This is a genomic window from Sphingobacterium hotanense (assembly GCF_008274825.1).
GTDB lineage: Bacteria > Bacteroidota > Bacteroidia > Sphingobacteriales > Sphingobacteriaceae > Sphingobacterium > Sphingobacterium hotanense.
On the sequence record NZ_CP030848.1, the window covers coordinates 1,595,417 to 1,621,388 of the forward strand.

General features: G+C 41.1%; 16 protein-coding genes. 13 read left to right on the forward strand and 3 right to left on the reverse strand.

Annotated elements, in window-relative coordinates:
- The first annotated feature begins 1 nt into the window (after nt 1).
- From DSM08_RS06640 to DSM08_RS06650, 3 genes are all read left to right on the forward strand, one after another.
- Nucleotides 2–1,660, forward strand: a complete 1,659-nt coding sequence (locus tag DSM08_RS06640; protein WP_246172501.1) for a RagB/SusD family nutrient uptake outer membrane protein — start codon at nt 2–4, stop codon at nt 1,658–1,660.
- Between the two features lies 1 nt (nt 1,661).
- The gene (locus DSM08_RS06645; protein WP_223110875.1) at nt 1,662–2,201 is read left to right on the forward strand and encodes a hypothetical protein; all 540 of its coding nucleotides are present in this window, start codon (nt 1,662–1,664) and stop codon (nt 2,199–2,201) included.
- A gap of 187 nt (nt 2,202–2,388) precedes the next feature.
- The gene (locus tag DSM08_RS06650) at nt 2,389–6,549 is read left to right on the forward strand and encodes a hybrid sensor histidine kinase/response regulator transcription factor (RefSeq protein WP_187773995.1); all 4,161 of its coding nucleotides are present in this window, start codon (nt 2,389–2,391) and stop codon (nt 6,547–6,549) included.
- A gap of 139 nt (nt 6,550–6,688) precedes the next feature.
- Here DSM08_RS06650 and DSM08_RS06655 read toward each other — a convergent pair whose 3' ends face one another.
- The 3 genes from DSM08_RS06655 to DSM08_RS06665 all read right to left on the reverse strand — a co-directional run bounded on the left by DSM08_RS06655 (nt 6,689) and on the right by DSM08_RS06665 (nt 9,570).
- Nucleotides 6,689–6,913, reverse strand: a complete 225-nt coding sequence (locus DSM08_RS06655; RefSeq protein WP_149525425.1) for a hypothetical protein — start codon at nt 6,911–6,913, stop codon at nt 6,689–6,691.
- Between the two features lie 259 nt (nt 6,914–7,172).
- Entirely contained in the window at nt 7,173–8,330 is a 1,158-nt protein-coding gene (locus tag DSM08_RS06660; RefSeq protein WP_149525426.1) for a sialidase family protein, read from the reverse strand.
- Between the two features lie 10 nt (nt 8,331–8,340).
- Entirely contained in the window at nt 8,341–9,570 is a 1,230-nt protein-coding gene (locus tag DSM08_RS06665; protein ID WP_149525427.1) for an ROK family transcriptional regulator, read from the reverse strand.
- Nucleotides 9,571–9,827: 257 nt separating this feature from the next.
- Here DSM08_RS06665 and DSM08_RS06670 point away from each other — a divergent pair, with 257 nt between their 5' ends.
- The 10 genes from DSM08_RS06670 (at nt 9,828) to DSM08_RS06715 (ending at nt 25,971) form a co-directional block, all read left to right on the forward strand.
- Nucleotides 9,828–11,123, forward strand: coding sequence for an MFS transporter (locus DSM08_RS06670; protein WP_246172503.1), 1,296 nt, complete (start codon nt 9,828–9,830; stop codon nt 11,121–11,123).
- Between the two features lie 185 nt (nt 11,124–11,308).
- Nucleotides 11,309–13,171, forward strand: a complete 1,863-nt coding sequence (locus DSM08_RS06675; protein ID WP_149525428.1) for an FAD-dependent oxidoreductase — start codon at nt 11,309–11,311, stop codon at nt 13,169–13,171.
- 19 nt (nt 13,172–13,190) lie between these two features.
- Nucleotides 13,191–16,400: a SusC/RagA family TonB-linked outer membrane protein gene (locus tag DSM08_RS06680; RefSeq protein ID WP_149525429.1), complete on the forward strand. Its 3,210-nt coding sequence runs from the start codon at nt 13,191–13,193 to the stop codon at nt 16,398–16,400.
- 9 nt (nt 16,401–16,409) lie between these two features.
- Nucleotides 16,410–18,104 (forward strand): RagB/SusD family nutrient uptake outer membrane protein, encoded by a 1,695-nt coding sequence (locus DSM08_RS06685; RefSeq protein WP_149525430.1) that lies wholly within the window; start codon nt 16,410–16,412, stop codon nt 18,102–18,104.
- Between the two features lie 19 nt (nt 18,105–18,123).
- Complete coding sequence (locus tag DSM08_RS06690) at nt 18,124–19,800, forward strand: DUF5018 domain-containing protein (protein WP_149525431.1); 1,677 nt, start codon at nt 18,124–18,126, stop codon at nt 19,798–19,800.
- Between the two features lie 65 nt (nt 19,801–19,865).
- Entirely contained in the window at nt 19,866–21,260 is a 1,395-nt protein-coding gene (locus tag DSM08_RS06695; RefSeq protein WP_149525432.1) for a family 10 glycosylhydrolase, read from the forward strand.
- Nucleotides 21,261–21,269: 9 nt separating this feature from the next.
- The gene (locus DSM08_RS06700) at nt 21,270–22,583 is read left to right on the forward strand and encodes an alpha amylase family protein (RefSeq protein ID WP_149525433.1); all 1,314 of its coding nucleotides are present in this window, start codon (nt 21,270–21,272) and stop codon (nt 22,581–22,583) included.
- Between the two features lie 9 nt (nt 22,584–22,592).
- Nucleotides 22,593–23,771 (forward strand): copper amine oxidase, encoded by a 1,179-nt coding sequence (locus DSM08_RS06705; RefSeq protein ID WP_149525434.1) that lies wholly within the window; start codon nt 22,593–22,595, stop codon nt 23,769–23,771.
- A gap of 78 nt (nt 23,772–23,849) precedes the next feature.
- Entirely contained in the window at nt 23,850–25,262 is a 1,413-nt protein-coding gene (locus DSM08_RS06710; RefSeq protein WP_149525435.1) for a DUF5009 domain-containing protein, read from the forward strand.
- Between the two features lie 31 nt (nt 25,263–25,293).
- A complete protein-coding gene (locus DSM08_RS06715) occupies nt 25,294–25,971 on the forward strand; it encodes a GDSL-type esterase/lipase family protein (RefSeq protein WP_149525436.1) in 678 nt (225 codons plus the stop codon).
- The last annotated feature ends 1 nt before the right edge of the window (nt 25,972 follow it).

Consider the following 25,972-nt stretch of genomic DNA (forward strand, 5'->3'; position numbering starts at 1 on the left):
CATGAAAGCATTAAATACTATTATAACCAATTTTGCTCTTGCTGCAGCCTTAAGTATGACTGCCAGCTGTAGCTTAGACCGATTCCCCGAAACCACATTCTCCGATCAGGAGTTCTGGAACACGGAGTCTGATTTAAAATTTGCCGCTAACCGTCTATATCAACAACTGGAAGGCTTTGACCTGGATAACCGTGGCGATGACAATGTCAACCAAACGGTAAATCTAATTAGTAATGGAGCGTGGAGCATTCCGAGCACAAGTTCGGATTGGTCGCAGCCTTATGAGATGATATTTACGGCAAACAATATCTTGATCAAAGGCGAAAAAGCCGGCGTAGCGGAGGAAATTAAGAACAGATACTTCGCAGAGGCGAAGTTCTTTAGAGCCTATGCCTATTTTCAACTGGTACAGCGTTATGGTGATGTCCCGTTCTTAACGAAAACATTAGACTTCAATTCGCCAGAATTGAACATGGCGAGAACTCCAAAAGCTGAAATTGCAAAGCAGCTTTATGAAGATCTTGACTATGCAAAAGACTGGTTGCCGACCGCAAAATCTATCCCTGCGGCTGACTACGGGCGCGTGAGCAAAAGCGCGGCACAGGCATTAAAGGCACGTATCGGTTTGTTTCTAGGCACATTTGCCAAATACCATGGCGGATCTGATGCGCAGACGCATTTACAACAAGCTGTTGATGGTGCCACCTATGTGATGGGGCAGGGACATCAACTGTTCTCGGACTATGCCAAGCTGTTCAATCAAGAAGGCGAGGGACCAGGAAACAGCGAGAATATCTTAGTTAAAATCTACGGGGTCGATGCATCCAATGTTATTTTAGCGCATAATTACTCTCGCGACTTAGAAAACGGTCGTGTGGCGGTAACCCGTAATCTTATTCGTCAGTATCTCTATACGGACGGTCTCCCAGCGTATAACGAGCGCAATGAATTAAAACCTATGCGTTCAGCCTTCTACATTGCCGAAGGCGCAGAGCCTAGCTATAATGCGGTTCTGGATAACAGGGATCCACGCCTAGGCTTGACGGTATTTCGCGATGGCGAGCAAGCTTACAAGGGGCCTTGGGTGCCCACAACAACATTAGGTGCTCGAACAGCATATGCGACTAAAAAAGGATTCAACATTCCAGATTGGCAAACCTCAGGTTCGGCGACGACAGATAGGATATTAATCCGCTATGCTGAAGTGTTATTAACCTATGCCGAGGCGAAATACGAACTAAACGGATCGATATCCGACGAGGATTTAGACAAGAGCATCAATTTATTGCGCAGTAGAGTTGGAATGAACGTGAAACTTTCCAATGCCTTTGCAGCGGCTAATCAATTGAGTATGCTTGAGGAGATCCGTCGTGAAAGAAACGTTGAATTAGCACTTGAGGGTTTCCGTTATCCTGATTTGATTCGTTGGAAACTAGCAGAAAATGCATTGACACAAGATATTCTGGGTGCAAAATATAATGCTACGGATTGGGTCGGAGCCGATATCAAGAACTTAAACTTGAATGCTGACCAGATTTTAATTGTGGAGGATAAAAGCACTCGAAGATTTAACCCTGCGAAAGATTATTTGTATCCGGTTCCTTTGAATGAGATTTCATTGAGTGGCGGTGCAGTAGTTCAAAACCCTAATTGGAAATAACATGAAAAAGAAAATCAATCATATCAGAAATAAAGCTTCTCAAATCCTGCTGCTCTTCATGGCAGTAACAAGTTTATTTGCCTGTAAAGAGGATAGAGAAGTATTGCCTGGTTTGCCGGAATACGAGCACCATTACTATGTGGTTTATATGCCGAACAACAACTCGGCAGTAACTGTTAAGCGCTCGCAAACCGCCTTGCTCGAACTCCCTGTGCAATTTTATTCCGAATTCGAGCGTAACTACGACGCTATTGCTCACTATGTAGTCAGTATAGACGGGATCAATAACCCGGCGGAATTGGGCAAAGACTTTGAGGTCGTTGATGCTTCGGGCAACAAGATTAGCCCCATTGCCGGCAAATATCAAATCGTATTCCCAGGCGCCAAAAAAGCACAAGCTAAGATTTACATCAAATTATTAAACAACACGGCAGCAACTGGACGTCGCTCCGTGGCCATCAATCTCGTTGATAATATTCAAGAGCAATTCCGAGTTGATGTTTTTTCTACCGCGTTCAAACGTACTGTTAACATAGATTAATGGTTTTAATAGGTTAAAGCTGTACCAACCCGAGCAATTGGGTTGGTACTATTTGTTTAAGGATAAACGTAAACTTGAAAATTCGCACGAAAATTCCTATTATGTTGTACCAAATACGCCTAGTATGAGACGGATTCTGTGTTCCCTGGTATTCTTTTGTTCTTTGCTATCCCTGTCGTTTGCTCAAATGCATACGCAGGAAGCTCGTTTTTTCCACTTGTCTACGAAGGACGGATTATCACAAAGTACTGTCTTTTCCATGCTTCAAGACCATCAGGACTTTATTTGGATCGGCACCCGCGACGGACTTAATCGTTACGATGCTAGTAAATTCAGAATTTATCGAACCGCCTTATCAGATTCTACGTCGCTCTCGGATAGCTATATAACCAGTCTTTTTGAAGACTCAAAAAAGCGACTATGGGTCGGCACAGCAATAGGGCTCAATCTATATTTTAGAGATACGGACGATTTCAAACGTATCGCCATCGGCAGTAATCCCGCTGTGGAACCTCTGATTTATGCCATTACCGAGGATAAAAACGGCTACATCTGGATCAGTAGTAATCAGGGATTATATAGAATCCAATGCAATGATGATGACATTAGCGTACAATTAGCTTTCAACGGAAGAAATATCAGTGATCAGTCCTTTCCCAATAATGCGGGAAATATACAGCAGCTATATCATGATCTTAAGAATAGGCTTTGGGTAAGTACGAACGGCGGATTATATGTGTTCTCGGCGGGCGGCGAAACTGGTCTTAATAAGCTAATCTATAGCTTTCAACGCAAAGCAGGACAGCTCAATAATGACGAAGTACGCTTTGTATATGAAATGAAACCGGGCGTATTCTGGATAGGCACCAAAGAAGGAGGAATCAATGTTTTCAATGAAGCATCGAAGTCTTTTACCTATCTAACTACGAAAAGCGGATTCAGCGAGGGCGCAACATTGAGCAGCAACGACGTCCGCAGCCTTATTAAAGATAAAAGAGGCGGCTATTGGATAGGTACGATCAATGGCTTGAACTACTATGAGGAGGGCAGGGGCTTTAGGAATTATTTCAAAAAGGAAAATGATATCAACTCGCTTGCTGATAATTCGATTCGGCCGATATTTCAAGACCGTAGAGGTTCGATCTGGATCGGAACCTATTATGGTGGCATCAGCGTCTATGATCGGCATCTTCCGGTTTTCCAGCATTACAGCAAGGATGGCCGTCCTGCTAGTCTATCCTACAATGTTGTCAGCGGCATAGTACAAGATAAGAACGGCGGTTATTGGATAGGAACCGAAGGCGGTGGGCTGGACTATATGAATTCTTCAAAAAAGGTAGTCCGACATTATAGCCATCAACAGAGCCAAACCAATTCGCTGAGCAATAATCATGTCAAGCATATTTTTATCGATAGTAAATCCAACGTATGGATAGGAACCTATTCCGGCGGCTTGAACATACTGAAGCCTGATCAACAAGGATTTGAGCATATCAAAAATGATCCCAACGATGCGACGTCACTGTCCAGTAACAATGTTTACAGCATCAAGGAAGACCATCAAGGTAATTTTTGGATCGGAACCTATGGGGGCGGATTAAATCTGAAGAAAGCAGGTACCAAAGGCTATTATGAGCAATATATGCCCGGTAAAAGGCCTCCTTACAACCTTTCTTCCGAAATGGTCCGTACGGTCTTCATCGATTCAAGGAGAAATGTATGGGTCGGCACAGAGAACGGGCTTAATGTAAAGTGGGCGAGTAAAGAGGCTTTTGATGTTTTCTTTCCGAAGGTTGGCGATGCACATTCCATCAGTGGCTCTATTATCCTCAGTATCTTTGAGGACAGCAAGGGCAGGCTGTGGGTGGGAACTTCCAAAGAAGGCTTAAACCTATTTGACTATGAAACGAAGCAGTTCAAACGCTATACACAGAAGGAAGGGCTGCCGGGGAATAATATTGTCGGCATCTTGGAAGATGCCAATAAGCTTTGGATAAGTACAAATAACGGTATCTGTTCCTTCAATCCGGAAAAAGGGGAGTTTGCTCCTTTCAACATGAAGGACGGATTATTGGGTAATGAATTCTCCATTGGGGCGGCGTTTAAGAGCAGCGACGGTGAAATTCTGTTTGGCGGGACACATGGTATTACCTCATTTTATCCTCGCCAAATCGGGAGCAGCGGATACAGTCCGAAGGTGACTTTCACGGATCTAAGAATCCATAATCAACCCATCGATCCGCAGCGCGGAACCCTATTGCCTTTCCAATTGGCGGTGAATCCAAAGTTTGAGCTGCCCTACAACAAGAATACTTTTAGTATCGACTTTGCAACGTTGAATTACGTTACGCCCGAAAAGAATAAATATGCCTATAAATTAGAGGGGCTGGAGGAAGATTGGAACTATGTAAATATCCCAACAGCAACCTATACCAACCTTTCTCCAGGAAAATATACGCTTTTGATTAAAGGAGCGAGCAATGATGCGGTATGGTCGCAGGAGATCAATAGGTTGGAATTAACGATTCTTCCCCCTTGGTGGCTAACCTGGTGGTCGATATGTATTTATGTGTTATTGGGGCTGAGCATATTCTACATCATCATTCAATTTATTAAATCGAAGAGTGAGCTAAAATACCAGTTGGAATTGGTCAATCTAGAGACTGCCCACGAAAAGAAAGTAGCGGAAATGAAGGCGAATTTCTTTACCAATGTATCGCATGAGTTGCGGACGCCCCTGATGCTTATTCTTAGTCCTTTGCAACAGATTCTATCTACTACTGCCGACCATGATAGCAAGCCAACACTCCGTGTGATGAAGAAGAACGCACAGCGTTTGTTGCTGCTCGTCAATGAGCTCTTGGATGTAAGGAAAAGTGAATTGGGACTCTTAAAGCTACAGGTTGCTCAATACGACCTCCATGCAGTCATCTTGGATGTGCTCGAATCCTTCAAAAATGATTTTCAAAGCAAGCAAATAGAAGTTCGATTGGAAGTTGAGGACGATCTGCCGGACGTTTGGATCGATATCAATCAGATGGAGAAAGTTTGCTTCAATATACTTTCCAATGCGTTGCGGTTTACACCTGAAGGAGGGGAAATCAAATTATCGCTATCGCAAGAAGAGGCACAGGAGAGATATCCGGAAGGGATGCTGCAACTGTGTGTTACGGATTCCGGTCCAGGGATTCCGAAACACGAACTGGAAACCGTTTTTGAGTTTTTCTATCAAGGCGATCAAAACCTATCCAGCAAGAAATATAGTAGTGGAATCGGTCTTTCTCTTTCGAAAGATATTGTAGAGCTGCATCATGGTGAGATTTACGTAGAAAGCCAAAATGAAGAAACGGACAAACCTTCGTACACCAGTTTTTACATCCGAATTCCTCTAGGGAAAGCTCATTTAAAGGCGGAGGAAATATTGCAGGTCTCTCCGCAGAATCAACCTTCGCTCGGAGATGTAGAAACAACAGCTGTAGTGCAAAATCCTACGCTGCCAACCGAGGAGGCTATCGAAATAGCTGAGCATATTCCTTCAAAAGAGCGTAAAATGGTGCTGTTGGTCGATGACAATGAAGAGATTTTGCAGTTTCTTTATCAGCAATTGAACAAAAACTATCAGGTGCTGCTGGCGAGAGATGGCGAAGAGGCATGGAAGCAGGTTTCAGAAAACTTGCCCGATCTTGTTATTTCCGATGTCATGATGCCCAATGTCGACGGCATCAGCCTCGCAAAAATGATGAAATCTAACGCTACTACGTCGCATATTCCCGTAATTCTACTTACCGCGCTATCCTCTACAGAAGATATGAAAACCGGGATGCATGCGGGATCGGATGATTACTTGACCAAGCCCGTAAACATCGAAATTCTAGCGCTGAAAATCCAGAACATACTCTTTACGCAGCAAAGTTTCAGGAAGCATTTTGTTAAAGAATATCTATTAAAGGATAAGAAAGAGGACGAGGAAACAGCGAATGAGGAAATGGGTTTTCTCAGTAAACTAGTCAGCTTTATTGAAGAGCATTTGGCTGAGGAGGAACTCAATGTCATGCAGCTCGCCAATCAGATTGGTATGAGCAGACCCGTGCTCTATAGAAAAGTAAAACAACTGACAGGCCTCAGCATCATCGAAATGATCAACGCCGTAAGACTGAGAACCGCCAGCACACTGCTCGGAAATAAAGAACTCAGTATTGCCGAAGTTGCTTATTCCGTAGGATTCTCCGATCCTAAATGGTTTAGCAAGACTTTCAAAGCTTTTTATGGAATCACACCTTCGCAGTTCATTAATTTGGAAGTAGAGGAGAAGGTTAAGCTGATGAATGCTAATAAATTGGTTAAGTAGTAGTTAGTATTTAGTAGTTAGTATTTAGACCTATAGCGTCCATTCTAGCTGCTATCTTTCGATTAGTTTGAAGCTTGGATTCGTTTTTCTGAACCAGGAAAGGAAGGATGCAAGGATTGGCAGGATCCTGTTCATTTTATCATCCTTCCTTTCCTGGTTCAGAAACAGCCACTTTTTTTCTTTCAACATGATCCTGATAATCCTTGCATCCTTCCTTTCCTGGTTCAGAAGCAGCCGCTTTTTTTCTTTCAACAGGATCCTGATAATCCTTGCATCCTTCCTTTCCTGGTTCAGAAACAGCCACTTTTTTTCTTTCAACAGGATCCTGCCAATCCTCAAATCCTTCCTTTCCTGGTTCAGACAAAAAAGCAACTACTTTACATCAATCGCTATTCATTCCTTTTTCATACCCAAATCATAGCCCTTCCGGAGCGGGTTTGATACGGTTATGAAAGGGGAGTGAAAGGGATTTGAAAGGGCTTTAAGTCGAACGAGACTTATTCCTTTCTTTATTCGAAGCAATGATTAATACCAAATGGATTTTTAATGGTGCAGTAAAAGAAACAGCAGATTTACTTGATAAATCTGCTGTTATTAAAATCTTATTTAAATGTGTGGGTAGCTTATTTAATATCTTCCTTGACGAAGACTATCTCTTTGTAGTTATTCTTTTCGTATAGAATTCCGATTTGATTTTTATTGATCAATACGAGATCTGAATAGGCGGAATAATCGCCTTTCATGTTTTCCGGCGCTTTGGCGATTGTTTTATTGAAATACCAAGTCTTGCCTTTGTCTTTGGATAGTCGCAGGGTTAGGTTATTACGTCGCGTTTGATCGGCGGCATTGAGATGTGCGAGGATAAAGTTTTTACCTTTTTTCCAGGACAGCACCGATGCTTGGTTGATTGGGTCTTGAAGGTTGGGGTCGGTGACTGATGACTCCCATGTTTCTCCGCCGTCTACAGAGCGCGATACGATACGCAACTTTGGATTGAGCTGTTGATTTCTGGAGCTCATATAGACTTCATTTTCATCGACCTGCGCGGCCATGGATTCATTCGATCCGGCATACGGAATATTTTCGCTCAATTGAAATGTTTTTCCATGATCGTCGGAGTAGAAGGCATGTGCATTCCAGTCTTTTCCTTGTGGATCAGGTGCGCCGGCACTATGATTCGCAGCGATGTATATCCTTCCTTTGTTCGGACCGCTGACGAATTGGAAAGCATGTCCTGGAGTGTTCGCAGAGGTTCGCCAATCTTCCTTGAAGTTATAGGCAGGGTTGATTTCTGGTTGTTTTGGACGGTGCGTAGATGATGTGATGTTGATTGCTTCCGACCATGTTTTGCCGCCATCGCTTGAACTGATGTACCAGTTTTCTCTCAATCCTTTTCCTTTTCGTACTTCCCCCTCATGGTTGTTTCCGGTGTTATAGAAAAGAAAAATACGGCCATTCTTAAAGTTGCGGTTTAATAGGTCGACCACAACAGCAGGGTTGCCGGCTTGTAGGTTCTCATAATCTACAATTACTTGCAAGGAGCCCCAGGTTTTGCCTTGATCATTGCTGATTTTGCAAACGATATCTACGTTTCCATAATCGCCGGCATGGTCTACACGGCCTTCGGCAATCGCCATCAAGTCGCCATTCTTATTTTTTATGATGGCAGGAATGCGATAGCTGGCATATCCATCTTCGCCAGATTTGAAAACTGTAGTTTCTTGGGCAATACTGCCCACATAGCAGGCTACTGCTAATAAGCTTAGGTAGATTTTTTTCATAGAAGGTATATTACTCTGTTATTTCCAGCAATCTGTCGCGTAATAATAAGCAGGCTCCGTAGGCCGCTAATTTCTCACCGTTGGAAGACAGGGTAATTTTGGTGTCTCTGTTTACAATGGAAAGTGAATATTTGTTGATGGCATTTTTCACCGGTAAGCTTAAATATTCCCCCGACTTAGCGAGTGAGCCGCCAATGATAATCAATTCCGGATTGAATATATTGATTAGCGACGCGATTCCACGACCTAATTTATCGCCTATATGATTTATGGATTCGATTGCGAGGTTATCATCTTTTTTCGCTGCCAGGATAATGTCGTTCAATCGGATATCTTCAATGTTGCTAAATTTCTTCGTTAGCGTGCTTGTCGCTCCTGCATTGATTTCTTCTATGATTTTCATACGTAGCGCACGGCCTGAAGCTTCAGTTTCTAAACAGCCTTTCTTTCCGCACTTACAGATGATCTCGTTGTCAAAGATCGGGATGTGACCAAACTCGCCGGAGAATCCGGATTTACCGTAATACAGTTGCCCGTTGATCATAATACCTAGACCAATCCCGTTGTCTATATTGATATATAGCGCATCTTTTTCGGTACCCAAGATTCCGCTAGAGAACTCAGCATAGGAGAGCGCTTTTGTATCATTTTCAAGGTATGAAGGGATGCCCAATGCTTTTTCGAAATAGGTCGAGAGCGGATCTTCATAGAAGTTGAAATAACTATAGGAATAGCCTGTACGATAATTGATTCGACCGGAAAGGTTGATACCTATACCCAAAATATGCTCCTTGTTGACGGGTTGCTTATCGATAAACTCCGTTATGTTGTCACAGATAACCTGCAAGGATTCCTCGTTGTTTTCTAATTGAAAGGGGATATCCTCTTTTTTAGCGACCAAATCTTTCTTCAAGTTGATCATGGCGATACTGAGGTTTTCCGTTCCTACCTGCACACCGATGAAGTAAGCAGCATTAGCAACCAATCCATAGGAGTTCGGTTTTCTACCTACGCTTGCTGATGTCTTGCCGTAGTCTTTGACTAACTGATCGTTTATGAGTTCCGTGACGCACTCGTTTATTTTTGGAATACTTACATTGAACTCTTTGCTCAATTCAGCAATGGTGGCCGTTTCATTCTGGGCGAAATAAGACAAGATCTGCTTTTTTAGCCTAATGTTTTTATATGCTACACCAGTATTGGCGCCGAGTTGTCTTTCGTTTAGAAAATTTAAGGTCATGTTTATTTACCTAGCTGTTATTATAGGGTGCTTGTAATACACTGCGATATTAGTAAAAATATTGATATTATTAAATAATTTTAAAAACAAGTTTTAGGTTTTAATATTTTTTTAATATAATTGGATGATTTTATGAACTACGGGCATAAAACATCTACCCATGAAAATCATTTAATAAATATAGCTTAAAATAAGCTCTACGTAATTAAATGATTGCATAATATACCAAAAATATCGAAAACCTTAATTATACTAACGTGAAAGAACAACTCAACAACAAAGAAGCGCATCCATTGATTTGGATTCCATCCACCTGGTTCGCTATGGGATTGCCATTTGTTGCCTTATCGACAGCCGCTACCTTAATGTATAAAAACCTAGGGGTTTCCGATAGTAAAATCGCTTTTTGGACATCCTTAATTATGATGCCTTGGACATTAAAACCGCTTTGGGGTCCTTTCTTAGAGTTGTATAAGACCAAGAGGTTTTTTGTTTTTGTGACACAGATTTTAACCGGTTTGTTGTTTGGATTGGTTGGGATCTCCTTACAGTTAGATGCCTTTTTCAGTATTTCGATCGGAATTTTAGCCATCATCGCTATTAGTGGGGCAACCCACGATACGGCGGCCGACGGTGTGTACCTGAATGAGTTGAGTGCGACGTTACAAGCTAAATACGTAGGCTGGCAAGGAGCTTTTTATAATATTGCGAAAGTATTTTCCGGAGGAGCACTAGTATATATTGCCGGGCAATTGGAAAAGAATATAGGCGTTGTTAATGCCTGGATGATCGTGATGTTCGCTTATGGTTTGATCATGATACTTTTGGGAATTTATAATATGCGTGCTATTCCATCGGGACAGCCGGCAGCGGAAACGAGCTCGCTAAAGGAGGGGTTTTCTACTTTAAAAGATGTAATTATTTCTTTCTTTCAGAAAAAATATATCTGGTTTAGTTTAGCATTCATCGTTTTTTATCGTTTTGCTGAAGGCCAGGCGATTAAGATTATCCCGCTGTTTTTTAAGGCCACGCGCGAGGAAGGGGGATTGGGCCTAAGTACTTCAGAAATTGGATTGTTGTACGGTGTTTTCGGTGCGATTGCTTTCGTCTTAGGATCCATTCTAGCTGGTAATTATGTTGCAAAATATGGATTAAATCGAAAAACGTTATTGGTACTTTGCGCATTTTTCAATATACCTTTTGGAGCCTACGCTTTTCTGGCCATTGCAATGCCGACTGACCTTTATCTAATCGCGGGAGCAGTCATTGTGGAATACTTTGGATATGGATTTGGATTTGTAGGCTTGATTTTATTTATGATGCAGAATATTGCTCCCGGTAAATATAAGATGGCGCATTATGCATTTGGAAGTGGTTTAATGAACTTAGGCTTTATGATTCCATCGATGATCAGTGGTTATTTGAGCGATCATCTCGGATATAAAGAGTTTTTTATTTGGGTTTTAATCGCGACGATTCCTGCATTTATCGTCAGTTGGTTAGTACCACTACGCAAGCCGGATGAAAACGAAGAGATGGAACCACGTAAATAGTTGCTGCGCTACCTATTTGTATAAAATATAATAATGACCGATGTGTTTTTAAATTATTTTAAAAATATATTGGTCATTGTTGTTTTTATTTATAATTTAGTTCCCGTAATGTAACCTAGTATATGATCTACCTAATTATGAGGGGGCACCATTTGATCTCGCATAGTTAAGACAACAAACCCAATATGAAGAAGATTTACTTATTGTGCTTAATTCTTTTCTTGTCCAATTCGCAACTTATTTCACAGATAAAGACAGATGTTTTAATTATCGGGGGTGGTGCCAGTGGTACTATGGCCGCGATTCAAGCATCGCGTCTGGGCGTGAAGGCTGTTGTTGTAGAGGAAACCGTTTGGTTGGGCGGTATGTTGACATCGGCGGGCGTGTCTGCGATCGATGGTAATCACAAAATGCCTTCCGGCTTATGGGGAGAATTTAGAGAGAAGTTATATCAGCATTACGGTGGGGCAGAAGCTGTAGAAACTGGATGGGTTAGTAATACCCTTTTCGAACCATCAATCGGAAACAAGATTCTTCAAGAAATGGTAGCGAAAGAGCCTAACATTAAAGTGCTATTTGAAACACATTGGGCCAACCCTAGCAAAACCGCGAATGGATGGGTCATGGATGTTAAAGCAATCAATGGTAAGTCGACCAAAGTGGAAGCAAAAGTATTAATTGATGCGACAGAGTTGGGGGATGTAATGGCGGCTTTGAAGGTTCCCTATTACTTGGGTATGGATAGCCAAACCTTAACAAAAGAAAGCTTTGCATTGTCTGAAGGCAATGATATCGTTCAGGATTTGACATATGTAATTACGTTGAAGGATTTTGGAAAAGGAGCTAACAAAACCATCAAGAAGCCTAAAAACTACGATCCATCAGAATTTGCAGGATGTTGTGATGTGTCTGATCCCGCAACGCACTTAAAAGATAATAACGATTGCTATAAAATGCTTACTTACGGCGCCTTGCCGAATAATAAGTTCATGATTAATTGGCCGAAAAAAGGTAATGATATTTACCTTAATATAATCGAAAAAAGTCCAGTAGAACGTGCTAAAATGTTGGAAGAAGCAAAGCAAATGACATTGCGCTTTGTCTATTATATTCAGAACGAGCTTGGCTTTAAACACCTAGGCATCGCGTATGATGAGTATCCAACGAAAGACGGCTTTCCAATGATTCCCTATCATCGCGAATCTAGAAGATTGAAAGCGAAATCCCTCTTTGCACTTCAGCATATCATGTCGCCATTTGAAACAGAAGAAGCCTATTATAAGACCGGTATTGCTGTGGGTGATTACACGATCGACCATCATCATTATAAATATGGAAATGCTCCGGAGATAGATTTCGTTAAGATCCGCGTCCCGTCCTATAATGTTCCTATGGGCTCCTTAGTCCCAGCTGATTACGATGGCTTGATTGTTTCGGAGAAAAGCATTGGTGTCAGTAATATCGTGAATGGTGCGACGCGTTTGCAACCTGTAGTGTTGGGAATCGGTCAGGCTTCGGGAGCTTTAGCAGCCGTGTCCGTTAAACAGGGAAAACAGCCTTCGGAGGTTTCTATTAGAGATGTACAAGCTGCATTATTAGATCATAAAGCTTATATCATGCCTTACATCGATGTGTCATCTACGGATCCTCAATTTAAGATTCTACAAAAAATTGGAGCAACGGGACTTCTAAAAGGTACGGGCGTGCCATACAAATGGGCTAACCAAACCTGGTTTTATCCTGAACGCGAGGTGAGTCAGTATGAATTGATGCAGGGCCTTCGCAGCTATTTTCCAGCATTGAACAATAACTGGGATGCGTCAGGAGAAAGTCTTGATCTTACAGGATTGCGTACGATGTTGAATTATGTGAAAAAGGATGTTTCGGAGGAATCACTTCGAAGTATGCTAAAAGAAGAGGGTATCGACGTCATCGACAATGCTAGCAAGCTGAATAGAAGATCTGTAGCGGTTCTTTTAGATAAGGTCTTGAACTTGTTCGATCAAGAGATTGACTATGCAGGAAATTTGAAAAACAAACAATTTTAATAAACTAGTTAATTAAATTATGAATCATCTAAAAAAGAGTAAATCTTTGATTTTTAAGATGTTCTGTTTTATGTTCTTACTGATGCAAACGGCTGCTTCCTATGCGCAGTCTATCGTTCGCGGTTTGATCAAAGATGAACAGAACGCTCCGATTGCCGGAGCTACTGTGAAAGTAAAAGGTAAGAGTCAAACAGTGATGTCTGACGAACGGGGATCTTTTGAGGTTCAAGTTGATGCTTTACCAGTTACCCTTCAAGTTCAGTTTCTTGGCTATCAGTCGAGAGAGGTGTTAGTCAATAGCGCGACGAACAACAACATTACCTTGTCTTCAGAGGATAATGCATTAGAAGAGGTGATGGTTGTTGCTTACGGAACGCAAAAGAAAGGTACGATGGTAGGGTCAGTTGCTCAAATTAAAGGAGACGAACTGAAGCGTACTCCAGCGCAAAATATTACCAACACTTTGGCGGGACGTTTGCCAGGATTAACGGCTGTACAGCAGTCGGGTCGTCCGGGAGCTGATGGCTCGTCACTTTATGTTCGAGGTATAGGAACCTATGGTTCTAATAGAAGTCCATTAGTTATCATTGATGATGTGGAAAGACCTTCTTCGACCTTAGCTTATTTAGATCCTAATGAAATCGAATCCATTTCGGTATTAAAAGATGCGGTTGCTACTGCGGCATACGGTGTGCAGGCAGCGAACGGTATCATCATCGTAAAGACTAAATCTGGTAAAGAGTCACCTTCTAAAGTATCGTATGATTTTTCTTACAGTATCGGGCAAAATACACGTTTTCCTGAATTCCTGGATGGACCAGATTATATGACATGGTATAATAAGGGGATTGAAGTAGATAATGATTTCTTAATTAATACAGGGCAAGCTCCAGCGGCACTTGTTTACTCGCAGGATTTAATTGATGCCGTTCGTAACGGTACGAATACTAATCCTTTATTTGGAAATACAGATTGGATCGGCATGTTGGTAGACAACAATTCACAATCGCAGCATCATTCTGCGACTATTACCGGCGGAAATTCGAATACACAATACTTCGCGGCAATTAACCATATGGATCAAGATGGTGTTGTCGCTAATACGAACTTTAAACGTTACAACGTACGTACGAACTTAAACAGTCGCTTAACAGACTATTTATCTGTTGGATTGAATGTTGGCTTGCGTAATCAAATTACCAATACGCCAGGTATTTCTCCTGATAATACAGCATATATGAACCCATTCTATCAAGCGGTTCGTACTTTACCAAACATGCCAATGTTTGCGCCGAATGGTTTGCCGACTTCGTACAATTCCAATGCTGGTTATGTGAATCCATTAGCAGCGGTAGAACGTTCAGGTTATCAGAAATACAATGGGAATGTATTCCAAGGGCAAGCAAATGTTACCCTACGCGTTCCTCGTGTGGAAGGCTTACAAGCGAAAGTGCAAGCAGCATATGATTATTCTAATCAGGAAAGCAAAACTTGGTTAACTCCATATGAAACAATGGGACGTGGTCGGGATCAGGTTACTGGAGATTATGTAGCTCTTTCGACTTTACCAGGAATTACAAAAAGTACTTTGCGTCAGGGTTACTCTGCAAGCTATAGAAAGACGCTTCAGGCGAGCATGAACTATGATAAAGTGATTGCTACGGATCATAACTTATCGGTTTTAGCGCTATATGAATTCTCTGGCCAAAAGGGGAACTTATTCTCCACAGGGGCTGCTAATTTCCCAATTGATATCATCCAAGAAATTAACTACGGGTCAAAAGATCCTTTAGATTATGTGATGCCTACTGGTTCTTCAGATGCGGAGCAAGCTCGCGCAGGTATGGTTGCACGTGTCAACTACTCTTATAAGAGCAAGTACCTGTTAGAAGCAGCAGCACGTTGGGATGCATCGGCAAATTTTGCACCGGAGAATCGTTGGAAATCATTTCCAGGCGTAGGTTTAGGTTGGGTTGTTTCTAATGAGGACTTTTTTGCAGACTTTAAGGGTATCAATTATTTGAAGTTGAAAACCTCTTATGGTAAATCCGGTAATGACCGTGCACAGGTAGGTACATTTCCTTATTTGGCCACATTCGTTCAAAATACGGCGCCTGTTGTCGTGATCGACGGTAAGCCGGTGACTGCTATTTACACATCGAATATTCCCAATCCATCGTTGAAATGGGAAGAGTCAACCATGTTTAACGTAGGCTTTGAATCCTTCTTCTTAGATAACAAGCTAGGCTTTGATTTCGAATGGTTCTACCGTCATACAACGGGAATCTTAGGAAGCGTTGGTAGTTTATATCCTGCTTCGATTGGCGGTTATTATCCAAGTTTGGCGAATATTGGTGAAATGGATAACCGCGGATTTGACGCACAGATTAAATATAATGATACTTACGGCGACTTCCGTTTAGGGCTAACTGGTAATATTAACTGGTCGAAAAACAGATATCTGAAATATCAAGAACCAGATGGTACTCCTTCTTATTTAAGCGTCATTGGCCGTTCTGTTGGCGAAAAAACTGGTTTTGTTGTAGATGGAATGATTCAAACCTGGGAAGAAGCGAATAACGCGATGTCTCCAAGTTCAGGCATTATTGCTCCAGGTTCATTTAAGTTCAGAGACTTAAATGGGGATGGCCGTTTAACTCGTGCAGAGGATATGACTTTCATTGGTCGTTCGAATGTACCTGAATTAACCTTCGGATTGAACATTGATATGGCATATAAGGGTTTTGATTTTTCAGCTTTATTCCAAGGTGCGGCTTTGGCGGATGTGACCCTAGCGGGAACATATGAAGGTTCTTCCGGAACGACTGGCGTTGATGACAATACACCATTCACGAGGACGTTCTACGGTTTTGGTAACTCACCTTACTTCTTAGTTGAGAACTCTTGGACACCGGATAATCCAAATGCGGAATTTCCACGTTTAAGCTCCTACAAAGCAACAGGTATGTCAGCACATAATGCGAACAAGAACTCGGCATGGATTCGTAAAGGAGATTATTTACGCTTGAAGTCGGTGCAGTTAGGTTATACTTTGCCAAAGACATTAACTGAGAGAGCGAAGATCGAAAATGTTCGTTTGTTCGTAACAGGATCCAATTTATTTACATGGGATTATTTGAAATATTTAGATCCAGAGATGCCAAATGTGAACAATGGTTTCTATCCACAACAACGGATTTATTCATTTGGTCTTAACGTCACTTTTTAATCATTGATCATGAGAAATTTAAAAGTATTAAAATATAGCGCGATGGCATTGTTTTCTTCGGCATTCATTAGTATGAATAGCTGTAGTATTGACGTCATCCCACAAGATAGATATGTTGAGGAAAATATTTGGGCTGATCCTTCGACCATTGAGTTATACATCAACGGAATGTATGCGGAAGTGAAAAAGTTCCAGTTCGGCTTGTTTCCCAATTTAGGTTATGATAATGCGATGGACGCGTTAGCCGATGGTATGAAGTTTACTTCCAATACTCCAGGTAATGGCACAGTCAATATCTTGATATCGAATGCAAATCAATTTTCCCCTGCGAGTGTAGGATTGAATTATTGGGGCTCGGGGTATGATAGAATTCGTCGTGTAAACGAATTTATTGGCGGACTAAAGACGAAGTCGCAATCAAGCGATGAAGAGAAGGTTAAATATGAAGCAGAAGCACGTTTCATCAGAGCGTATGCTTATTTCTGGTTGGCGAAACTACACGGATCTGTCATCATTTTTAATGATATCGAACAATATGCTACGAAGGACAACCCGCGGTCTAGTGAAGAGGCGGTTTATGATTTCATAATTGAAGATTTGGATTTCGCTGCAGCAAATTTACCGAACAGCAACAAGAGCGGACGCGCCGGAAAAGGAGCAGCCTATGCTTTACAATCGCGTGCAGCACTATTTGCAGGTTCAATTGCAAAGAATGATAAGAAGCAATTTAATTCAGATCCTTTAACAGGGATAAATCAAGCGAAAGCAAATGCATATTTCACTAAAGCTGCACAAGCTGCGCAAGCGACTATTGATTTGGGATTGTACGAGCTTGATGCCAACTTCCAGTCTATTTTTACAAATAAAAACACAAAAGAAGCTATTCTTCGTGTTGATTTCGTAGCTCCAACAGTTACGCATCAATATGATTTAGGATATGCTCCACCAAAAGACGCTTTAGGAAACACCTTGGTTTATGGCGTTCCGACTGCGGAATTAGTGGATGAATTTGAGATGAAAGACGGTAGTAAGTTTTCATGGGATAATCCTGCACATGCAGCAGCGCCTTATGAAAACCGTGAGCCGCGTTTCTATGCGAGTATTCTTTATAATGGTGCTACTTGGAAGGGGAGAACTATCAATACTAGCATCGCCGATGTGAATGAAGGTTTCATTCCATTTGGTCAACAAGGAGATCCGAAAAGGACGGTTACAGGTTATTATGCGAGAAAAATGTTGGATCCTAACAATACTACGTTTGTTGTTAACAAGAGTACGCAAAGTTGGATCGAGCTTCGTTTTGCTGAGGTATACTTAAACTTAGCGGAAGCGAAAGCACAATTGGGCGAATTCGCTGCTGCATCGACCGCTTTAACAGCCTTACGTGAAAAGCGTGGCTTACCGGCAGCTTCGCTGCCAAATCTTGCTAAAGCAATGGAAGTGATAGAGCATGAGCGTACCGTAGAATTGGCGTTTGAAGGTCACCGTTTTTGGGACTTACGCCGCTGGAGAAAGGCGCACATCGAACTTAATGGCAAGAAAATGACAGGGCATAAGCCTACACCAGATGGGGCGGGCTTTACTTACGAAGTTGTTCCAGCAGACGCTTCTGATCGTAGTTTCACGGGAAAATTATATTATTTACCAATTCCCGAGAGCGAAGTACAAGTTAATTTAGGTTTAACACAAATTCAAGGTTGGTAATCTTTAACCAGTAAAAATTATGAAAAAGATTATAAGATATACACTGGCAGGCCTATTATTAGCCGTGACATTCAGTTCTTGTCAAAAGCCAGATTATGTGGAGCCGAACGATAAGTCTGAAATTGCGGATTTTTATGCAACATTAGATGGTTCCGGGCGCGAAAGGTTATTCAATAGCCGTATTAGCAATGATACAGTTTATGTGGACATTGATTACTATTATCCTATCAATTCGGACGATGAAGTTGACTTGTCAAAGGTTCTATTAAAGGCTTCTATTCCGGTGGATTCGCGTATTGAACCATCATTAGAAGGCATTTCGGATTTAACAAAACCAATCAATATTTCAGTGATCGCTGGAGATGGGTCATCTAAACAATATGTGATTGTTGCCAACAAAAAAGGTAATACGGATATTGTTAGAGCGAGCATTAATTTTGAAGATCAGACGGGTGTTCCGCAAGAGGTTGATGCTATTATAGTTGGTAATGTGGTGAATTTCTCCATTGTTCCAGGTACGCAGTTGGTGAATCCAAAACTTACTTATTCACTAAACAAACATGCGCAGGGTTCCATTACGAATGGATCGACAATTAATTTAGCTACTGATCTGCCATTTACGGTAACTTCTGCGGGCGACGCCAAGCGCACTTACAGTCTAAAAGCTGTTGATGCTGTGAAGCTTCCGAAAGGAATTCGTGCAAACAGTGCTAAGATTATGTTCGCTAAGAAACTGAATGCTGATTTAGGGATTACCGTGAATAATATGACCAATAGTTTAGCGGTTGTGGGTAAGCATTTGGTATTGAATACAAGAGGTGAAAACTCGCTTTACATCAATGCCTTTACAGGAGAGAAGATAGGAGCAATAGAACTAGGCGATAAAAAAGGAGGTTTAAAGAATTTTAATAATACGTCTGATGATGCGGGTAATTTCTTCTTGAACAATCTAGTTCCTAATGACGGCAATGTATTCAAGTTGTATAGAGCAACTTCAGTTGATGCTCCATTGGTGCCTTATATCGAATGGGATGCTGCTGGTAAAAAGTTAGGAAGAAGGGTTTCCATTATTGGTGATGTAACGAAGAATGCACTGATTACTGCGCCGTTCCACGGCGAAGGGGATAAAACCTTTGCTCGTTGGCAAGTAACTAACGGTGCGTTGGTATCCAATACGCCTACCATCGTAACGATAAGTGATTACCAATGGTCGAATAATAATATCGATATCATTTATACAAATCCATTAGATCCAACAAACGAATACTACGGCGTAGGTTATTCGGACAATAGACTAGCGCGTTTCAACGGAGTGACTAATTCAGTTGCTGCTAATCTGGAAAGACTGGAGCCTAACTTTATCGCAAACTCAGTAGACTTTATCAATTTCAATAACGGTAAGTATGTTGCTTACAACCATATCAACAGTTTTGATTGGGGATCTGCGGATCAGGTTTTCTTGATTGATACAGAAGGAGGATTCTCTGGAAATCCATCTTTGGCAACAACGCCTGGTTTAGTTTGGGCAGCGCCTAAAGGTACCTACGGTCGGAGCGGGACACTCCAACCAGCAAATGCAAATGGTACAGGTGATGTCATTATGGCTGTATCGGACAATGGATTCTATCTATACTTATACTTTATGTTCACTAACGGTTATGTAGTTGGTGTTCAGTATGACTGTGTGGATTTATAAGAGAACGGATTATTTAGCTATTAGCAGCAATGTGCTCATTGCTGCTAATTTAAAGGAATTGAAATATGAAATGGAAATCAATATTCGCAGCCTTAGCAATCGTTGCTTTTGGTTCTTGTTCCAAGGATTCTGGCGGAGAAACTCCGATAGAAAAACCAGATCCTGAGACACCTCCAACCAATGAAACCGGCAAGCAAGTCTTAGTATGGGTCGACGCTAGATCGAATGTATTTGGTACTTACGGGAAGTTCAATAGTAAAGAGGAGATCATCAAAATACTGGATATCCTAAAGGATTGTGGTGTAACGGGCTTGGTTATCGATGTTAAACCGAGTTCGGGATATACGATGTACAATAGTACCTATGCCAAAGAATTTACAAATTTAGACGGGAAAACCAAGCCCATGGACTACGTTGAATTCGTGATTACAGAAGCTAAAAAGCGTGAAATGAAAGCGTATCTGTCTATTGTCACCTTCGTTGAGGGAGACGGCAGTAGAAAAATCGGGCATGCGTTTGACAATGCGGATTTTAAAGAAAAGTATGAGTCTATCGTTGTAAAAAACACGCAGGGGCAGCTAGGAAGAATTTCGGAAACAGGTAAGAATATATTTGTCAATCCCGCACAACCGGAGGTCCAAGATAGAGTACTCAATATGATTAAGGAAATCGCAGGTAAATTCGACCTTGATGGACTGATGCTAGATTACGCTCGTTATACGGATATCAATGCTGACTTCTCAGACTATAGTAAACAGCAGTTTATTGCCTTCATGAAGGAAAAATATAACGATACCCAAGCGGAAAAGATGAACTTTCCAACTGATATCGTGAGTTCTTGGAAGGAACAGTCTGGTCAACTATTACCAAACACAACAGGTAAGTATTATAAACAATGGCTAGTTTATAGAACCAGTGTCATCCAGGAGTTTGTTAAGAAGGCTCGACAAGCTGTTAAATCAGTGAAACCGGATGTACAGTTTGGTGCATATGTAGGAGCTTGGTATACGACTTATTATCAAGTGGGAGTAAATTGGGCGAGCAAGGATTACGATCCTTTTCAAGATTTTGATTTGCGTTTCGACTGGGCGTATCCAGGCTACGGTGCTACAGGTTATTTTGAAGAGCTAGATATGTTGATGACTGGAAACTATTTTACGCAAATTCGTTTAGCAGATAATCCTGCGACAGCAAGCTTGAAATACCATTGGTGGAGTATTGAAGGATCGCTCAATGGAATAGACTATATCACAAAGAAAAAAGCACCGATTTATGGAAGTATTGATGTCGGCAATGTGAATTATGCAAATAAGCAAGAAATCAGTAAAGCCATAAAGTATATTCTATCGAGAACGTCGGGAGGGGTAATGCTTTTTGATGTGGTTCATATGTATGCCCCACAATATAATATGTTAAAGCAAGAGTTGTTTGATGCCGTTAAAGAAGGTGTAAAGAATTAAGAAGAAAACATGAGAATAGTTAGTATAGCCTTTATTTTATCAATATTATTTAGTTCCTGTGTAATTAAAAAGGAACAGGCGATCAAGGAAAAGCCGTTTATCGATCGGAATATCCTTTGGTTTGACGCTACGGCAAACTTCGATCGATTCTGCCATAAGGATTCTATTATTTACTATTTGAAGAAATCCAAAGAAGTCGGTGTAACTGATATCGTGGTAGATGTTAAACCTATAACGGGAGAGGTTCTTTACCCAAGTAAGATTGCGCCAGTGATGACATCATGGGGCGAATCGAAGACTAAGAAGGACCTTTCGTGGGATATGTTGAACTATTTTATTGAACAAGGACATCAATTAGGATTAAAGATTCATGCCTCGACGAATGTTTTTGTGGCTGGTCATAATTTCTTTGATAGAGGCGTTGTATATGACGATGCTAGTAAAGCGCATTGGCGTACGACATCTTATTTGCCTACAGGTTTTAAGTTGATTACGGATCAGAAGAATAAATACTCTGCGATGATCAATCCTGTATTAGAAGAAGTACGTCAGTACGAACTTTCGATTCTTAAGGAATTGGTAGCCATGTATCCGAAGTTGGACGGCATTATCCTCGATCGTGTTAGATTCGACAATCTGAATGCTGATTTCTCTGATGCAAGTAGAAAAGCCTTTGAGAATTATTTAGGTAGACCATTAGCAAAATTTCCTGCAGATATCTACGAATATCAGGGAGAGAAACGCGTTGATGGTGTTCATTTCCAAGACTGGCTGACTTGGAGAGCGAAGATTATACATGATTTTATTTACGAAGCTCGCGAAGAGTTGAAGAACATCAACCCCAATATTGTATTTGGAGACTATACAGGTTCTTGGTATCCACTATACTATGACGTTGGTGTCAATTTCGCTAGTAAAAAATATGATCCATCAAAGGAGTTCGCATGGGCATCGTCAGAATATAAGAACTATGCCTACGCGGATGCACTTGACTTGTTTACTACCGGCAATTACTATTTCGAAGTTGAAAAGTCTGAGATCAAAAAGAAAACTGATGAGAAACAATTAGAGTCGGGACTGACAGTTGCGCAGGAAGATTGGTATACAGTAGAAGGTTCTGCTGAATTAGTTAACCGTGTAACAATGGGAGAGACCCCAGTCTATGCAGGACTCTATGTTGAACAATACAAGGGTCATCCAGAGCAGTTTGTAAAAGCTTTGAAGATGTGTAGAGCTAAATCTGAAGGTTCCATGATCTTTGACATCGTCCATGTTATCAATTACGGATGGTGGGATTATTTAAAAGAAGGGTTAAAAAAATAAAATATAAATATGCTAAGAAGATTTATCGCATTACTTGCTATTCCGTTCTTGTTCCAGCAGGCATCTGTGGCACAAGAAAACTTATCCGCAATTTCCAAAACGCTTAGAGCTGCAAAGGAAGGAGAGACTGTTATCCTTAAGGATTTTTTGAAACCAGATTTTAAGAAGATTGCTTTCAAGCAAACTGTTACTCCAGGTCCTCAGTTTTTGATCTCTGACGATCCAGAATATATCCGTATTCCGGAAGCTATTGCCATGCAGGAACAAGTTGCTCCAGGGGCAGTAAGACTTTATGTTTACAATGTCAATGGTGTGAAAGAGCCGACGCAGATTCCCAGAAAAATCAATGCAGTGATTAAGAACTTAGGTAAAGAAGATATGCATTTGAGAATGCTGAAGTTTTCTTCACAAGCCCCAAGCACCAATTATTTTAAAATTGGAAAGCAAGGCTTAGAAGACTATTTCAAGTCGGAGGAAGTAGATATGGTTAAAGTCATCAAGCCCGGGCAAGTCGTTCCTATTGATGATCAAATGGAGAAGCAAATCGCAAAGTATGATGAGCTAGTGCATGGTATTTACGAATTTGTAGTTGATCAGCCGGCGCTCATATCTGTCGTGCAGACCTCACCTGAGCAAAATACAGCAGAAGCATTCTCCAAAATCGATACTATTATTCCGTTCAGCCATGTAAATGCCGGTCGCGGGATATTCCCAGTGTCAAATTACAAGATTGTAAGTGCTGATACTATAGATACCAAACAAGGTGTACAACAGCTAATTATCGCTGATGGCGAAGATGATCCATGGATTACTGGAACGATAGGAGCAGATAAGCAACCTGCAAAGAACGCGGGTAACTACGGGGTGTTGTATGATACAAACATCAAGTGGAAAAGCACAGATGGAAAAGGATTAGCCTTAATTACTTGGAATAGCCGTTCCGCTGATAATCAATGGTGCGGTGGTATGGGATTGACAATGGAAGTATATGATGCGCAGGGTAAAAAGTCTGTAAATCAATATCCATCGAATCAGTTAGTGACGAGAGCAGCACCGGAAGCTATTTTAATTAAGATCTATAAACCAGATCCAAGCAAAGAGATACAGGAGATCAATTTTACCTATTCTCCTCCAGGAGCATCTTGCTTACCAACACCGATGATTTTAGTCCCAATAGATTTAAAATAAACGACAGGTACATCAACTAAACCGGTACTGTTGCTGCGCTGCAGCAGCAGTGCTTTATAGGAATTACGAATTAAAATTGTGAATACGTCTCAGAAAAAGTATAGAAATCTCAGTATAGATCTGTTAAGAGGATTGGCGATTGTCGGGATGGTCATAGCTGCGGTTATACCATGGACAGCTGAATTTCCAGGATGGATGTATCATGCTCAGGTTGGTCCACCGGACTTTAAGTTCAACCCTGATCGACCAGGCATTACTTGGGTCGATTTGGTGTTTCCTTTTTTTCTATTTTCAATGGGTGCGGCATTCCCGTTTGCCCTCAAGAAATCTTTGGAAGCACGGCAATATGCGTCTATTACAAAGATCGTGCTTCGGAGGGGATTGCTATTATTGGTCTTTTCGATTGCACTAGCCTACCTAACACCTGATAATTTAACAGGAAACAACATTGTAAACTATCTATCAGCGTTAGCTGCTTTCGGTGCCTTTTTCTTGTTATTTATGCGCTTTGAAGGCAAAGCCTTTAAAAAATACGGGTTGCAAATATTGGGATTTCTAATGCTTACAGCCTTAGCATATTATCATAGTGAGGTCATTGGCAATACTTTTCATAAGGAAAAGAGCAATATAATTATACTCGTTCTAGCAAACATGGCGGTGTTTGGGACACTGTTATGGGTGCTTTCCGCAAATAGCATTTATCTAAGAATCGCCATCTTAGTTTGTTTTATGGGCGTTTGGTTTAGCAAGGATATTGCAGGTAGCTGGACATCCGCGATATGGAACTTTCATCCGAAACTACATTGGTTCTACAACTTCGCATACTTGAAATATCTGTGCATCGTATTGCCCGGCTCTATTTTAGGGGATCTCATCTGGAAGAATAGAGAGATTTTTCAAAGGGAATTCACAGCTTCCGAACGGAAAGCAACATTGATTTTAGGACTGCTATCTTTTCTTTTCGTCGCTTTTCATGTCCTGTGTTTATACGAGCGCTGGATTACTGTAGACTTAGTGGGACACGTAGCGTTCGGTATACTTTTTTATTATTTCCTGAAGGATAAAAATGAGGATAAAATTGTTTTCTATAAACAGTTAGTTTTCTGTGGTTTTATTTTTTCAACAGTAGGGCTGTTCTTCGAACCACTTGATGGCGGCATAAAAAAGGATCCTTCTTCATTTAGCTATTGGTTTATAACAAGTGGACTAGCTTTTTTATTTTATTTGACCTGTGATTATCTAGTGACTTTCTGTGAGAACAATATTGTAGTAAAGTCTTTGGTTCGATGCGGTCAAAACCCGATGATCGCTTATAGTGTTTCAGCGTTCTTTATCACACCTATTTTGGGACTCTTGCACATCCTTCCTTGGTTAGATCAGTTGGCTGTAAGCAGTCCATATCTAGGGCTCATTAAAACAACGGTTTTTATAATCCTAATGATTGCTATTACCGGTTACTGTACAAAGAAGCAATGGTTTTGGCGTTCATAATACAATAATATACACATTAACGAAACAACAAATGAAGTTAAGATATCTTAGTTTACTCCTGCTAGGTTTGTCTAGTAAAAACTTAAATGCGCAGGTAGCCATCGACAGTAATTATGTGTTCTCTGGATATACTGAGCGGTTAGCATTATTTAACAAAATGCCCGTAAAGAAAGGGGCAGTAATCTTTCTAGGGGATAGCTTGACGGAAGCAGGACGCTGGGAAGATATCGCGCCTGAACTACCCATTCTAAACCGAGGTATTAGTGGAGACATCTCCTTTGGGGTTGTCGCTCGACTGGAAGAAATTATACGTCATCAACCAAAGAAGTTATTTGTAATGATTGGCGTCAATGATCTGAAAAGAAATGTACCGGTTTCTAATATTTTGGAAAATTATCGTAAGATCATAAAAAGGGTACAGGCAGAGTCTCCTAAAACGAAGATTTATTTGAGCAGTCTTATGCCTATAAATGATGCGAAATTGATAGAGGCATTTAAGCAAGTACGGAATGAAGATATTCTGAAGATCAATGCTGAATTGACGCAGATTGCTGTGAAAAACAAGAATGTAACGTTCGTAGACCTGTATCCTGTCATAGCGGATGAAAAAGGACAGCTTAAAGCAGAGATAACTCCTGATGGAATCCACCTAGAAGTTGCAGCATATATTCCTTACATCAACTATCTAAAATCTAAAAAATACTTATAAT